The following is a 14,315-nucleotide window of genomic DNA, read 5'->3' as shown; positions in this document are numbered from 1 at the left end:
AGATCAGGTGAGCAGCCGCGCCGTGGTGACGGCGAGGAAGTCCCGGACGGGCTGAGGACTGCCGGCGGCCTTGGCCCGCGCCACCGCGCCCTCGAAGCCGCTGATGATGTAGCCCGCGAGGATCTCCGCCGGCTCGCCCGGAGACAGTTCTCCGGCCGATCGCGCCTGCTCGATGGCCTCGGCCAGCATGCTCACCCAGCGGGTGAAGCGCTCGTCCACCGCCGCGCGGAGGGCGTCGCTGTGCGCCGGGACCTCGGCCGCGAAGTTGCCGAGCAGGCAGCCGCGGTCTCCCGTGGTCTCGGAGAGCTCGGCGAGGTGCCGCAGGTGGGCGGTGATCCGCTCCAGCGGCGTGCCGCCGTGCCGCTCGTCGAGCAGCTCCACCCGCATCGCCGCCGAGTACCGGGCCACCGAGTCGAGGGCGAGGGCTTCCTTGCTGGCGAAGTGGTTGTAGAAGGTGCCCTTCGGCGCGCCCGCCACGGAGACGATGTCCTGGACGCTCGTGCCGTTGTAGCCGCGCGAGTGGAAGAGGTCCAGCGCCGCCTCGGAGAGTCGCTGCCGGGTGCCGGCGGAAGCCGACGATCGGGGTCGCCCCATGGTCCTGCCCTCCCCACCGCGGTGGTCCTGACACCGCCCGGTCGGGCGACGTGCCACAACACTATGACCGGTCGTCTTGAAATGCCAGCCCTGTGACCGCCATCGCAGCGACCACCGCCCGGTCTGCGCCCGGGCGGTGGTCGTCGGCGCGGTTGACCCCGCCCCGGGTGGGTAGTCACCGCCGCCAGCCGGGTGCCGGGCGGAGCGTCGGCACCCGCCACGAACTGCTGGCCGCGCCGCGGGGGTTCACGGGCCTATGCCGGATGTGTCGCCGCCCTCCGGAGACCAGACAGCGTCGGAGGACGTCGTGCAGTTGCGCGTCCACGGCGTCTCGGGTGCCGGGGCCGCCCTGGTGCTCGACCGTCCGCACGTGCACCAGGTGGCCGGTGACCGCAGCGGCGGCTTCTACCGCCCCCGCCCCGACTACCCGGACGCCTCCGGGCCCGGGGGAGTGGTGCTGGAGGCGTACCGGTGGAGCGACCTGCCCTCGGGCACCGCCACCCGGACGCTGTCCCTGGTGTTCCTGCTGCCGTTCATGCTGAGCAACGTGGCGATCTGGATGCGGCCCTCGGGGCGGGGATCCGGCTACGGCGTAAAGGTGCTGTGCCGGCTCTTGGCGCTGAACCTCACCCTGACGTACGTGCTCTCCGCCGCCGGCGTCGCTCTCGACCTGATCGCCTGGAAGTGCATGGCCTCGCCGCAGTGCCTCGCGGGTCGTACCTGGCTGTCCTGGCTGGGTGGCCGCCCGGTCGGACTGCGCCTGGCGGTGCTCACCGTGCTGCCGATCGCCGCCGTCGTCCTGGTCTGGCTGCTCGGCGCCCGCCCCGGCCGCTCGTACGACGCCTTCCAGGTGCCCGGCGGCGGGCCCGAGGGCGACCGGCTCGCCGCGGTCGGCCAGTGGGACGCCATGCCGATGGTGGGCCGGTTACGGGCGATCCACATCGCTGCCGCCTTCGCGGTGCTGGACCTCACCCTCCTCGTCGCGCTGGCCGCCGCCGGCCCGTCCCCGGTGACGATCGGGCTGGGCGCGGTCGCCGCCGTGGTGCTGGCGACCTGCGCGGCGCTGCTCTGCGCTCCCACCCTGCTGGAGCGGCCGAGCGCCGGCGAGATCACCGACCGGGTGACCTCGGCGTTGCGCGCCACCGCCTGCGGCCTGACGATGGTGACCCTCGTCCTCGTCGCGACCGCACCGACCCGCTGGCCGAACTCCGACGGGCTGCCCGGATACGGCCGTCTCATCGGTTGGGTCCTGGTCAGCCAGATGGTGCTGCTGTTCATGCTGGCCGTGCTGGCGCTCTGGCGGCGCACCGACCGCGACCCCAGACCGGCGCTGCTGCGTGGCCTGGGCGCGCCGGTCATCGCCGCTGTCGCGGTGGGCCTGGCGGGCGCGCTCTCCGCCGAGCTGATCTACCGCACGGCATACTTCCTCAACCGGCGGGCGATCACCGGTCGCCCCGGCGACCTGGCCGCCCCGCCGCTGGCGTACAAGTGGGCGATCTCCACCTTCTTCTTCACGACGATGGCCGCGGTGCTGGTCGGCGCGGTGATGGTCCTGCTCTCCCGGCGGGGCCGTCGCCGGGCCGCGGCGGCGATCGTCGCCGCCGACTTCCCGGACGCCCCGGCGGGCGCGGCCGCCCGGGTGGAGCGCGTGAGGAGGACCGTCGCCCGGGCGCGGTTCACCGAACGGCTCGGTCCGCTGGCCATCGCGTACGCCTCGCTGACCGCATTGGGTCTGGGGGCCAGCGTGCTGGGGCTGTTCGGCCTGCAGCCCAGCCCGCTGGCCGAACGCTTCCTCGGCGTGCCGAGCGGGTTCGTGAACTTCGTGATCGTCCTGGGCAGCTACCTCATCGCCGTCGTCGTCGTCGCCCTGGTGGTGGGCGGCCTGTTCGCCTACCGGACGGCGGAGTTCCGCCGGTACGTCGGCGTGCTGTGGGACCTGGGGACGTTCTGGCCCCGGGCGGCCCACCCGTTCGCGCCGCCCTGCTACGCCGAGCGGGCCGTGCCGGAGTTGGCGAAGCGGATCTCCTACCTGGCCGCCCGGCACCGGGGTGTCCTGCTCACCGGGCACAGTCACGGCTCGGTCCTGCTGGCCGCGACCGTGCTGCAACTGCCGCCCGAGGTGCGCCGGCGGGTCGCGCTGCTGACCTACGGCTCCCCGCTGGACCGGCTCTACGCCCGGCTCTTCCCCGCCTACCTCGGTCGGGACGTGCTGCACCAGGTGGGTGAACAGATCGACTGGCGCTGGCTGAACCTGTGGCGGGAGACCGACCCCATCGGCGGCTGGATCTTCGCCCCGCACCGGCCGGGCGACCCGCCGGTGACCGGCCCGAGCGGCACCGTCGACCGTCGCCTCCGCGACCCGGAGGACGTCGTGGTGCCGGTCAGCGACAGCGTCCCGCCACCGATCAGGGGACACTGGCCCTGCGAGTCGGAGCCACGGTTCGCCGCGGCGGTGTGCGAGCTGGCGGACCGCCTGCGCGAGCGGAACCGAGGCTGACGGCGGTAGGGTCCGGGCGGTGGAGATCGCTGACATGGAGGCGTCGGGCCGGCGCGACCGGGTCGACAGGTGCCTCGCGGTCGCCGCGGTGAACCGGGTGTCCTCCGTCGTGCCGATCTTCTTCGGACGCCTGGCCGGCCTGTCGAACACCGACCGGGCCGACGGGATCCAGGGGGTCTACCTGGTCTGGCGTGAACTCGGTGGACAGCCCAGGGCGGACGCCCTGCGGCGGCAGGTGCGGTCGACACTTCCGCAGCTGCGGGACGTGGCAGCCGGATGCGGGATGCGAGGTGCCGCGGCGGTGGTGTCGGCGCTGGACGCGATCTCCGCGCTGATCGAGGAGCCCGTGGACGCCCCGGATTACCTGCGTCGGTCCCTGGCGGCGTCGCTGGCTGTCGCGCTCGACTTCGATCTGCTGGCGGTTCCCGCACCCGCCGGGCGGTCGAGCTGGCTGGCGCACGAGCTGCACGGCCAGGCCGAGCTGTGCGAGCTGCTGCCACCGTCGGCCGCGGACGTGTCGTCGGCGCTGGTGTCCGAGCTGCGGATGAGATCCGGCGAAGAGTCGATGAACTACCGCAACGCGATGAAGTCCGTACTCGCCGCCCCCGGTGGATGATCTCCGCTGCCCGACGGGCGGGCAGTCCGGGCACCTGCCCGCCGAGGACGCCGGCTGACCTGCCCGCATCGACGCGGTTCGGGCCGGTGCCGGTCTGTCAGCCGCCCTGTCGGCCGGAGCCCCACCGGTCCAGCTCCTCGCGGACGGCGGCGGCACCGGCCGGCACCACCTGACTCGCGGTGGTGGCGACGACGTCCTGCATCTCGTCGGCGAACCACGCCGACCCACCGCCGGCCGCCCGGAGCTGGTTCAGGCCGGCGCGTCCCAGCACGACGGCGGCCGCGAGGTAGCCGCCGGTGAGTCCGGCGGTGGCCAGCCGGCGAGGCAGGAAGGTCTCCAGCAGGCGCAGCGCGGTCGCTGAGGCAGCCCCGACTCCGAGCACGAGACACCCGCCGGCCGTGGCGAGCAGCGCCACGCCGACTCCCGTCGGACGAGCGACCCTCATCAGTTGGGTCCGCGCCTCCCGAATCTCCGTACGCACCACCGCAGCCACGTCCGCGGCCAGGCGTTCGGTGGGACCGACCGCCCCTGCGGACCGTTCCGCCGCCTCACCCATGAGTCCCCCTCGTCCGTATGCGGGCACCCGCTTACCCGCCGGGATCACCGCTATACCTGCGCGCGGCCGCGCGGGTAGGTGATCTTCCCCCGATCGCCGGACGACGGCCGGGTTCGCGGTGCGAACCCGGCCGTCACGTCGAGCGGTGTGCAGACGGCGGGAGTCCCATGCCGGGCGCGGGTCACGACGCCGCGCCGATGGACCACGGCTGCGCGCGCCGCTGTCCAGCGGAATCGGCCTGGTGTCGAGGTCGGCCGTCAGGCGGGGATGTCGGCGACGCCGTTGGGGAACATGGCTCGGGCGGCACGGACCTGGTCGAGCGACTCACGGAGCAGCTTGATCTTGCCGTTCTCGGCGACCAGGCGACCCATGTACAACTGGCTGAAGGGGCGTCCCGTCGCGGTGGTCCGCTCCACCGACCACTCGCCGAAGACCTGGTCCGGGGTCTCGATGAAGATGTTCACCTCGTCGAAGCCGAAGGTCGGCACCGTCTGCAGCAGTCCGACCAGCAGCTGCCGAACTCCCTCGCGCCCCTCGAAGCGCCAGCCCCCGCCGAGCGACTCCAGATAGGGCAGCTCAATCGCGCCGTCCTCGGCGAACAACTCCGCCGCCGCGTCCGGGTCCGAAACGTTCCCCGTGTACGCCAACAGCAGCTCACGCGCGTTCATCATGTCGATGTCCTTCTCTTGGGGGCGGTAGTCCCCGCACCGGCCGTCGGTGGCCCCCTGGCCGGCGCCCTCGGCGGACTGCTCGAGCGACGGCTTCGCGCCAGGGACAGGTCGGAGCGGTACCTAATCTGTACCGACTGGTACGTAATCCGATGCTAGCGGGTCCGTGGCGGACCGACAAACCGGGGGTCGTGGACAACCGACCGGCCGGTACGGAATTTGGGATCCGCCACGGGCTCCGCTACGCTGGAATCTTGTACCAGGCGGTACTGAATTCGGCGGGACGACCGGCGTCACCTCGACGCCGGACGTCCCGCTCTCTTGCCGGGCCGCAGCGCCAGCAAGGCCCCACCCGGTCGCCGACGGCGGCCAGGACCACGGCGGCCGGGTCGACACCGAGCAGGTTCGACCCGGTGACCGCCGGCGCCGCGACGCGGCCGTCCAGCCCTGAGATGCCGAAGTGACGCTGACTCGAGTTCGCGGGCCGCACACGGCGCGGAACCGGCTCGACGCGATCCCGACCCTCCCGAGAGAGACCAGAGATGAGACCAGCCGGCCCGGCCGCACCAGCCCCTTCGAGTACGCCCCGAGCGACGTCCACGACGCCGAGCGGCGGATGGCCGGCGGTGACGTCCGTCGCGGTGCTCTGTTTCCTGCTCGTCCTGTCGGAGTTCCTGCCGATCGGCCTGCTTCCCCAGATCAGCGCGGGTGTCGGCATCTCCACCGGCACCGCCGGACTGATGATCGTCACGCCGGGCCTGATCGCCGCGGTCACCGCCCCGCTCGTCACCATCGCCGCGGGGCGGCGGGACCGGCGGCACGTCCTGATCATTCTGAGCGGCCTGCTGGCCGCCTCCAACGCGCTGGTCGCCGTCGCGCCCAACCTGGAGGTCCTGCTGATCGCCCGCATCCTGCTCGGTGTGGCAGTGGGCGGCTTCTGGGCGCTCGGCATCGGGATCGCGGTCCGCCTGGTGCCCGCCGGCAGCGTCCACCGGGCGTCCTCGGTGATCACGGCTGGCATCTCGGCCGCCACCGTGATCAGCCTGCCGCTGGGCGCGCTGATCGGGCACCTCGTCGGCTGGCGGGTCGGATTCCTCGGTGCGGGCCTCGCCGCCCTGCTCGCCCTGGTCTCGCTCGTGGCGCTGCTGCCCGCTCTCCCGCCCAGCGCCAGCGTGGGCATGGCGACCCTGACTGCGGCTGCCCGCCACTCCGGCGTCCGCCGGGTCGCGCTCGCCACCGTGCTGGTCTTCCTCGGCCACTTCGCCAGCTACACCTACATCACCCCCTTCCTGCAGGAGAGCGCTCACTTCGGGTACCCGGCGATCACCGTGACGCTGCTCGGGTACGGCGTCGGCGGGCTGGTCGGCAACTTCGTCGCCGGCGCGGCCCTCGGCCGGGGCGTACGACGGTCGTTCGTCGCCGCGACCGTCGCGCTCGCGTTCGCTGTCGCCCTGCTCGCCCCCCTGGCCGGCGTCGCGCCGCTCGTCAGCGCGCTGGTCGTCCTCTGGGGCCTGGCCTTCGGCGCGGTGCCGCTCATCCTGCAGACCTGGATGGCGCGGGCCGCCACCGACGGACCCGAGGGCGGGATGGCGATCCTGGTCAGCGCCTCGCAGATCAGCCTCGCCGCCGGCTCCCTCGCCGGCGGCGTGCTGGTCGACGGCGTCGGAACCGGAGCCACCTTCGCCGCCGCGACCGTGCTGATCCTGTGCAGCGCCGTCGTACCGCTGCGCGCCCGGTAGCTGCCCGGCACCGGGTCCGGGCTGTCTCGCCGCGACGACTCCCCAGACAACTGCCGCTGTCCAGGGCTCTGTGCTCACCTGGTCATTCGTTCCGCTCCGGACCGACCGGGGTGGTGGTGGCGGGCCGGAGCTGGTGCAGCCGACGAGACCCGTCGGGCGGTTCAAGTGGGAACCGCCCGGCGGTGATCCGCCTGTCGATGGCGACGACGCTGGCCGAGGAGCAGAGCACGTAGCCGGGTGTGGAGCCGGACGAGACGGTGAGGTGGAGCAGCCGGTCCTGATGGCGTGCCGGCACCTGCGCAAAGGAGATCATCGCCGCGCGCTGTGCCGGCCCGGCGTGGTCCAGGACCAGCGGCCGGTACGAGGAGCGGAGCTGAACGGCCAGTACGCCGCGAAAGTACACCGCCACGTCTTCCTCGTCGTCCGTGCCCGCCCAGGAACGGATGACCAGGCGCGAGTGGCCCACGTTGTAGGCCCAGGGCCGGAAGTACCGGTCAAGCACGATCGGCAGCACGCCTGCCAGGTTACGGCGGCCGGCCTCGTCGGCGATGCGTCGTAGCAGCTCGACCAGCGGCTGTCGCGTTTCAGCCGTGGGCCACCGGCTGGTGGTGGCTGGCTCAGCGGACGGTGGGGTCGGCCAGTCGGGCCAGTTCGGTGGCGGCGAGCCGGCGCAGGGCCTGGTCGGGGTCGTGGGTGTACCGCTGAAGGATGCCCGCGGCAGTGTCGGGCCCGAGGTGTCGCGCCACAGCGGCGACTCGTTGCCGGACGGTCGGGTCCGGATCGTCGGCCAGCTCGACCAGGAGCTGCTCCCAGTGCCCTGGCCTGCCACCTGCGCTGGCGATTCCGCTGACGGTGGCCGCTCGTACCGCCACCTCGTCGTCTGCCGCCAGCACCCTGACCCCCGGCGTCACGCGGGGATCCGAGTCGGCCGCCTTCGGGAGCGCCTTGGCGGCCTGGATGCGCAGCTGAGGGTCATCGTCGGCAGCCAGCGCCATCAGCGCGTCGACCGCGGCCGGCCCGCCGACGGAGCCGAGGGCTTCTCCGGCGTACGCACGGACCTGTCGTTCGGGGTCGTGGAGCAGCCGCAGCAGGGCCGGGGTCGCCTCGGCGCGGCCGAGCCGCCCCAGCGCGTACGCGACCATGGACCGCACCCGGGGCGCCCGGTCGGCGGACAGGGCAACGAGCGACGCGACCGCGTCAGCCCGGCCGGTGTGGCCGAGCCGGCTGACCGCCGCCACCCGTACCTTCTCGTCGAGGTCGCGCAGCGCCTGCACAAGCACGCGAAAGGCCCGGTCGTCGCCGGCCGGGTCAGGAATCGCGCCGACTGCCCTGGACCTCACCTCCGGGTCGACGTCAGCCGCGGCTGCGGCCAGCAGCTCGAGATCCTCTGCCTCGACCACGAATCCGAGCGCCCACAGCCCCACCCGGCGCAGCTCGGGCCGATCACCCGTGACGCACTCCAGCACCGCGCGGCGGCCAGCCGCCCGGTCGGCGTGCAGCAGCTCGATGATCTCAGTCCGCAGGCTGTCCTGGTCATCGCCGAGATCGCGGGCCGCGGCGCGCAGCAGCACCGGAAGCGCCGCCACACCCTGGACTCCGGCCAGGACGCCGGCGATCAGGTCGCGACCGTAGAAGTTCTCCTCGTCGAGGAACACCTCGAGGGCCTCGTGCAGCCGGGGTGCCAAGGTGCTGTCACCACACGCCGCCAGCGCGCTGAGGGTTGGCGCGATGTCGTCGTAGTCGTCCTCGAGCTCCACGGCGTGGCGGACCACGGCCTCCAACGCCGCGCGACTGTCGATCATCCGGGCACGATGCCACAGGACGACCGGCGGTGGAACCCCGCACCGGTCGTCGCGCCCGGTCGTTGGCGAGGACGATCAGGGGGAGTGGGGTGGCCGGATCGGGTCCGTGGTTGACGACGCGGTGGCGTGGTCGCTCGGTCTGTCTCGGGGCGGGGTCGGCCGGCACTCGAGGTAGGCGTCCAGTGCGGCGGCGCCGGTGAGCATGGCGCGGCCTCGGGCCGAGAGGCGGGCATGCCAGTCGCGCAGCGTCGACTCCAGCGGCGCGACACCTCCGGCGGAACGGACCTGGGCGATCAGCGGGGCGACCTGTTCGAGCAGGTAGCCGCCCCGCCTGAGCTGGTGGGCGAGCAGAGCGTCGCGTACGTCGGCCGCGCTGTAGACCCGGTAGCCCGTCTGCGGGTCGCGGCGCGGCTGGACCAGGCCGGCGCGTTCCCATTTGCGCAGGGTGGCCGGGCGGACGCCGAGTCTTCTGGCCAGGGCGCCGACGAACATCGCCCCGCGTTCCGGCGGTACGGGTTCGAGGTCGCGGAGCGCGGCTTCGACGGCCTGGAGGGTGCGGCGGTCGTCGAGCAGCTGGGCGTGGCTCTCGTCGATGAGTCGGAGCGCGTCCGCGGTGGCGTCCCGGTTGATCGCCTGCATGATCGCCGTGGCCGTCTGGTGGCCGTGTCCGGGCACGAGAGCCAGGAACGCGCGCAGGGCTTGCGCGTGCCGCGGGGTGTAGGTGCGGTAGCCGTGTGCGGTGCGTTCAGCGGCCGGGAGGATCCCGGCCGCCTCGTAGTTGCGGATCGCCTGCGTGGAGAGACCGTGCGCTCGCGCCAGGTCGACCGGCCTGAGTTGTCCGCCGCTTTGAAGGTTTCGCCCCACTGTCCTGCCAATATCGACGAGAAGTTTCCACCGGTGATTCAACGATACCGTTGAGGGCATGACTGCTGGTATCACCGCCGCCGCCCATGTCGTCGACGCTGCTGCCGTCATGGGCCTGCTCCCGGGCAGGCCGCGGCTGCTCGCCCTGGGCGAGCCCACCCATGGCGAGGACGTGCTGCTCGAGCTGCGAAACGAACTGTTCCGGCAACTCGTCGAGCAGGAGGGCTACCGGACGATCGCCATCGAGAGCGACTGCATGACGGGCCTGGTCGTGGACGACTACGTCACCTCGGGCACCGGCGTCCTCGACGAGGTCATGGAGCGCGGCTTCAGCCACGAGTGGGGCGCCTTCGCGGGCAACCGCGAGCTGGTGCGCTGGATGCGCGCGTACAACGACGGCCGGCCGGCGTCCGAGCAGCTCCGCTTCGCCGGTTTCGACGGCCCGCTGGAGATCACCGGGGCGGCGAGCCCCCGGCAGGCCATCACCGCACTCCACGCCTACCTCACCACCCGGGTCGACGTCGACCTGCTTCCCTGCACCGCGGAAACGCTCGACCGCCTGCTCGGCACCGACGACCGGTGGACCAGTCCCGCCGCGATGTGGGACCCGTCGCAGTCCGTGGGGCAGACGCCTGAGGCCAACCAGCTGCGGCTGCTCGCCGACGACCTGGTGGCGCTGCTCGAGGCGCAGACGCCACAGCTGATCGCGGCGTCCTCTGCGGACGACTGGGACCGGGCACGCCTGTACGGACGTACCGCCATCGGGTTGCTGCGGTACCACTTCCGGATGGCCGACACGTCACCGAGCCGCATGGGTTGGCTCTGCGCGCTGCGCGATTCGATGATGGCCGCCAACCTGCTCGCCCTCGCCGAGCGGGGCCCCACGTTGGTGAACGCCCACAACAGCCATCTGCAGCGGGACAAGAGCAGTATGCGGATGGGCGGCCTGCCGCTGGAGTGGTGGAGCGCCGGCGCGATCGTGAGCGCCCACCTGGGCGAGGGGTACGCCTTCCTGGCCACGGCCCTCGGCACGATCGGCCACCACGGTGTGGACGCCCCGCCCCCGGACACCGTCGAGGGGCTGCTGTACGCGCTCGGGCAGCAGCGGTGCCTGGTCGACGCCCGCCGGCTGGCCGCCGCGCTCGCCGAGGCGACGCCGGCCCCCCGTGTGTCCCCCTGGTACGGCTACTCACCGCTGGATCCGGCGCACCTGGCCAGCCACGACGGGATCGTCTTCGTCAAGGACGCCCGGCGGAGCTAGCCTTCCCCAGCTTCAGCAACAGCTCGATCTCGCCCTCAAAGAAGCCCTGCGCGACTCGGCGCAGAGCCGTGAAGGTTACCGTCGCGCTCGCGCAGCAGATCCATACCCTGCGACCGGCGACTGCGCGCCATTTTCGTTGGACGGTCGGGATGCAACGCGCGTAGCTTCACGCCGTGACGCGCCTCAAGCGGTACCGGTACGTCGGCCCGGCGGAGATCCTGGCCCGACAATCAACCCCGGCCGGGCTCGTCATCGTCGATACGCGAAGCACTCTCGACAGGTGGCTGGATGATGGCCGGGCGTCCGGGCACGTCGAGCCCGCCACGTTCGTCATCGACCTTGACCGCACGCTCCGGTTGGCCCCGCGCCAGAGCGAACACGTCGCCTGCGCTGCCGGACAGGACGTCCTGGCCGCTGGGGAGATCACCTTCGCCATCGACAACACCGAGCGCTTCGTCCAGGCGGTCAGCAACCAGTCGACCGGCTACTGCCCGGATCCCGACTGCTGGCCGGCGGTGGCCGCAGCACTCGATCGTCTGGGCGTACCCCGTCCCGGCGGCTTCAGCGACGCGGTGACCTTCCGGCTCTGCACGGCCTGTGGAGAGCGGAACATCGTGCGGGACAACGACTTCGTCTGCGCCCTCTGCGACGGCGTCCTGCCCACGCACTGGAACTTCGAGCGCGCCTGACTGGGACCGTACGGGTGCCACCCACCCGGACGACGCCAAGCCGATTGCGACCGGGCGAGCGACGAGCGCGCGGGGCGGACCTGTACCGCCGCTCTGGGCCAGCCAGGCTGGCCCGCGCTGCGGTCGAGCCAGTTCCGCTCTGCGGGAAATCATCGCCGCGGTCGATCGGTGGCTGGCCTGACATCCGACCGCCGCTGATGGCGCGTACGGGCGAGATGGTGTGCCGTCCGGAGCAGGGCTCGAACAGCGGTCGTGGTGCGTGGCCCCGGGTTGACGACGCAGAGCCAGCCCAGGCTGCCGTAGACAGGATGGGGCAGTACGACGTCTGCGGTGCTCGGATCGACATCGTGTGGTGCCGATCGGCCTGGCTCGTAGCCGGTCCACTCGTGGAAGGCTGCTTTCCCGACGCCGATGTTCAGGCGGAAGACGTCCGGTCGGTCGAGGCGCGACGTCTGGTCGTCGGGGTAGTCCTTCGTCACGATGGTCGCGAAGGGCTGCGACCTGGGGACGACCCCGTCAGGGGCGTAGTAGCAGAACACGTCGCCCCAACTGATCTCCGGCGAGCCATCGCCGGGTTGTGGCTCGAGGGTCAGGACGCCGCCCAGTGCGTCGAGGTACGCGATGATCTCGTCGATGTCCATGCGTTCCAGCGTTTCATTAAAGTCCTGGTGGAGACTCCGGCGGAACTGCTCCTGGGAATGACGTGAGAAGTCGCAACTCAGCTCTACGAACGGTCGATGTCGCCCGCCAGGCGGGGTACTCGGTCCAGCAGGTGCGCAACCTGGAACGCGACGGCGTGTTGCCACCCTCGACGCGCACCGCTGCCGGCTATCGGGCCTACACCGAGGCGCATGCGCAGGCCGCCGTGGCCTACCGTGCACTGGCAGCCGGTGTCGGCCCGATCGAGGCGAAGCGGATGATGCGCGCGGCTCATCGGTATCCCGCGTCGGACCTGCTCGAACGCTTGAACGCGGCGCACGCGCGACTGCACGCCGAACGTCGGGAGCTCGAGGCGGCGAAGGAGGCGGTCGCAGCGATTTCGGCGGAACCGATCGAGGACCCTCGACCGTCGGATTGGATGACCATCTCCGAACTTGCCGAGGCCCTCGGAGTGCGACCGTCGGCCCTTCGTCACTGGGACGCCGAGGGACTGGTGGTGCCTCAGCGGCCGTCGGCCCGGGCGACACGCACCTATTCGCCGAGTGATGTCCGGGACGCGCGCATCGTGCACCAGCTACGCGTGGCCGGCTATGGCATCGGCTCGATTCACACCCTGATGCCGCAGCTGCGCCGGGCGCAACGCTGGGAGGAGATCGGCAGCATGCTGGCCGCTCGGGAGCTCAGTATCACCTCCCGGTCACACGCCCTCCTGAGAGCTGCCGCCGCACTCACTGCCGTGCTCGACGCTGCCAAATCCACTGAGTGAAACAGCCAGGCGAAGGTCGGTGTCCGGCGACAGGTCTGTCAGGGGCGGGCCCCTGGAGACGACAAGAACCCTGCCTCTACGGTGGACCGATGGCAGCGGTCAAGCAGATCCAGGTCACCTTCGACTGTGCGGAACCTGAGCGCGTCGCTCGTTTCTGGTGCGAGGTGTTGGGGTACGTCGTGCCGCCGCCACCGGAGGGGTTCGCCACCTGGGACGATTTCGACCGCGCGCTGCCGGCTGAGCGTCAGGGCTCAGCGTTCGCGTGCATCGATCCCTCAGGTGTGGGCCCGCGACTGTACTTCCAGCGCGTTCCCGAAGGCAAGGTCGTCAAGAACCGCCTGCATCTCGACGTGCGGGTGGGCACCGGGCTCGTGGGTGAAGAGCGCCTGGCCGCACTTGAGGCTGAATGCGCACGACTGGTCGCGCTCGGCGCGACACGCGTGCGACTACTGGCTGCCGATGACGACAACGAGTCGTGCCTCGTGATGCAGGACATCGAGGGCAACGAGTTCTGTCTCGCCTGACTGCCCGCGAACGTGGCACCTTCGCGAGCCGACCGGTGCGGGTTGTGCGTCATGCACCGGCGGCGCCACTCTGCGCCGGTGGCTTCCGGGCCGGGGCTACGAGCGGTGCTCAATCATTCTGGACCGTCTCGGATGCGCGTAGCGCGGCGTACCGGTCGAGCAGGATCGGCACTGCCGTGTGTGCCCACCATGGAAGGTGAACGGCGCCGGCGGACATGCCATGACCTGGGTCGAACTCGGGGAGGTGTACCGCGGCGGTGTTGTCGTGCCACGGTGTGGATTCGCGGTTGGCGAGAGGTTCGCCGACGACCTGCTCGATGGTGTCGGTGATGAGCGTCCGTAGGGTGAACCAGTCGTCTGGCAGCGGCGTGTCGGCGAACCGCGCGCGAAGTTCCCGCCACAGGTAGGGGTCGCCGCGCAGGGAGTACTGGACCGGCTCGCGCTCGAACAAGGAGCCGACCGTGCCTGTGCCGACGAGCGGCGGACATCGAACCCAGATCGCCGCGCGGATCTGCTTGTACACGGCTTCGTCGGATGCGACGAGCCGTACCTCGGCGACGCGGGTCCTGGCAGCCGCGATGGTTCCGATCGCCGCCGCGATGGCGTCGGCGCGGGGCCAGCCGTAGACGCCCGTGCTGATCAGCGGAAATGCGACGCTGCGCGCGCCGAGTTCGTCGGCGACCTCCAGCGCGCGCCGGTAGCACGCCTCCAGCAGGGAGCGGTCGCGCTGCCCGGCGCGGTAGTTCGGGCCGACCGTGTGGATGACCCGCCGGGCGGGCAGGTCACCTGCCGTCGTCCAGCCGGCGTCGCCAGTGGCGAGGCCGTTCGGGAACCGGGCGATGCAGTCACGCAAGATCGCCGGGCCTCCGCGGCCATGGATGGCGCCATCCACACCGCCGCCTCCACGCATAGCGTTGTTCGCCGCGTTGACGATGGCATCGACATGCTGCGTCGTGATGTCCCCGAAGACGGCGGTGATGACTGGCACGCCATCATTCTGCCCGTGAGCACCAGCTGCAGACCCAGGGCCATCCGGTTCCGTCGGGCGTGAGGGTGGCGCGCTGGCCGTAGCAGCGCGG

15 protein-coding genes are annotated in these 14,315 nt (G+C 71.7%); 7 read left to right on the top strand and 8 right to left on the bottom strand.

What is annotated here, in order from left to right; all coding sequences use genetic code 11:
- Positions 1-3: 3 nt before the first annotated feature.
- Entirely contained in the window at positions 4-594 is a 591-nt protein-coding gene (locus tag AC5L3Z_RS07505; protein WP_494840555.1) for a TetR/AcrR family transcriptional regulator, read from the bottom strand.
- Positions 595-901: 307 nt separating this feature from the next.
- On the opposite strand from AC5L3Z_RS07505, the gene AC5L3Z_RS07500 reads away from it, so the two are divergent.
- Complete coding sequence (locus AC5L3Z_RS07500) at positions 902-3,091, top strand: hypothetical protein (RefSeq protein WP_494840554.1); 2,190 nt, start codon at positions 902-904, stop codon at positions 3,089-3,091.
- Between the two features lie 19 nt (positions 3,092-3,110).
- Positions 3,111-3,707, top strand: coding sequence for a hypothetical protein (locus tag AC5L3Z_RS07495; protein WP_494840553.1), 597 nt, complete (start codon positions 3,111-3,113; stop codon positions 3,705-3,707).
- A gap of 97 nt (positions 3,708-3,804) precedes the next feature.
- Here AC5L3Z_RS07495 and AC5L3Z_RS07490 read toward each other — a convergent pair whose 3' ends face one another.
- Both AC5L3Z_RS07490 and AC5L3Z_RS07485 read right to left on the bottom strand, forming a co-directional pair.
- A complete protein-coding gene (locus AC5L3Z_RS07490) occupies positions 3,805-4,263 on the bottom strand; it encodes a phage holin family protein (RefSeq protein WP_494840551.1) in 459 nt (152 codons plus the stop codon).
- A 257-nt stretch (positions 4,264-4,520) separates the two neighbouring features.
- Positions 4,521-4,934, bottom strand: a complete 414-nt coding sequence (locus tag AC5L3Z_RS07485) for a nuclear transport factor 2 family protein (protein WP_494840550.1) — start codon at positions 4,932-4,934, stop codon at positions 4,521-4,523.
- 623 nt (positions 4,935-5,557) lie between these two features.
- Between AC5L3Z_RS07485 and AC5L3Z_RS07480 the strand changes: the two genes are divergently transcribed.
- Entirely contained in the window at positions 5,558-6,670 is a 1,113-nt protein-coding gene (locus AC5L3Z_RS07480; RefSeq protein WP_494840548.1) for an MFS transporter, read from the top strand.
- Between the two features lie 82 nt (positions 6,671-6,752).
- Here AC5L3Z_RS07480 and AC5L3Z_RS07475 read toward each other — a convergent pair whose 3' ends face one another.
- The 3 genes from AC5L3Z_RS07475 to AC5L3Z_RS07465 all read right to left on the bottom strand — a co-directional run bounded on the left by AC5L3Z_RS07475 (position 6,753) and on the right by AC5L3Z_RS07465 (position 9,336).
- Positions 6,753-7,184 carry a hypothetical protein gene (locus tag AC5L3Z_RS07475; RefSeq protein WP_494840546.1) on the bottom strand — a complete coding sequence of 144 codons (432 nt, stop codon included), beginning with the start codon at positions 7,182-7,184 and terminating at the stop codon, positions 6,753-6,755.
- A 103-nt stretch (positions 7,185-7,287) separates the two neighbouring features.
- On the bottom strand, positions 7,288-8,472 hold the full coding sequence (locus AC5L3Z_RS07470) for a HEAT repeat domain-containing protein (RefSeq protein ID WP_494840544.1): 1,185 nt from the start codon (positions 8,470-8,472) through the stop codon (positions 7,288-7,290).
- 75 nt (positions 8,473-8,547) lie between these two features.
- Positions 8,548-9,336 (bottom strand): TioE family transcriptional regulator, encoded by a 789-nt coding sequence (locus AC5L3Z_RS07465; protein WP_494840543.1) that lies wholly within the window; start codon positions 9,334-9,336, stop codon positions 8,548-8,550.
- 58 nt (positions 9,337-9,394) lie between these two features.
- On the opposite strand from AC5L3Z_RS07465, the gene AC5L3Z_RS07460 reads away from it, so the two are divergent.
- Positions 9,395-10,597, top strand: coding sequence for an erythromycin esterase family protein (locus tag AC5L3Z_RS07460; protein WP_494840542.1), 1,203 nt, complete (start codon positions 9,395-9,397; stop codon positions 10,595-10,597).
- Between the two features lie 173 nt (positions 10,598-10,770).
- The gene (locus AC5L3Z_RS07455; protein ID WP_494840540.1) at positions 10,771-11,286 is read left to right on the top strand and encodes a hypothetical protein; all 516 of its coding nucleotides are present in this window, start codon (positions 10,771-10,773) and stop codon (positions 11,284-11,286) included.
- A 149-nt stretch (positions 11,287-11,435) separates the two neighbouring features.
- Here the strand turns inward: AC5L3Z_RS07455 and AC5L3Z_RS07450 are convergent, their stop codons facing one another.
- The gene (locus AC5L3Z_RS07450) at positions 11,436-11,927 is read right to left on the bottom strand and encodes a DUF6194 family protein (protein ID WP_494840539.1); all 492 of its coding nucleotides are present in this window, start codon (positions 11,925-11,927) and stop codon (positions 11,436-11,438) included.
- 62 nt (positions 11,928-11,989) lie between these two features.
- On the opposite strand from AC5L3Z_RS07450, the gene AC5L3Z_RS07445 reads away from it, so the two are divergent.
- Positions 11,990-12,712, top strand: coding sequence for a MerR family transcriptional regulator (locus AC5L3Z_RS07445; protein ID WP_494840538.1), 723 nt, complete (start codon positions 11,990-11,992; stop codon positions 12,710-12,712).
- A gap of 89 nt (positions 12,713-12,801) precedes the next feature.
- The gene (locus AC5L3Z_RS07440; RefSeq protein WP_494840537.1) at positions 12,802-13,236 is read left to right on the top strand and encodes a VOC family protein; all 435 of its coding nucleotides are present in this window, start codon (positions 12,802-12,804) and stop codon (positions 13,234-13,236) included.
- Between the two features lie 109 nt (positions 13,237-13,345).
- Here AC5L3Z_RS07440 and AC5L3Z_RS07435 read toward each other — a convergent pair whose 3' ends face one another.
- Complete coding sequence (locus tag AC5L3Z_RS07435; protein WP_494840535.1) at positions 13,346-14,224, bottom strand: macro domain-containing protein; 879 nt, start codon at positions 14,222-14,224, stop codon at positions 13,346-13,348.
- Between the last annotated feature and the right edge of the window lie 91 nt (positions 14,225-14,315).

The organism is Micromonospora sp. LZ37, from assembly GCF_059359015.1.
Note: the sequence above shows the minus strand (reverse complement) of the source record. Positions and strands in the feature narration are given on the sequence as shown.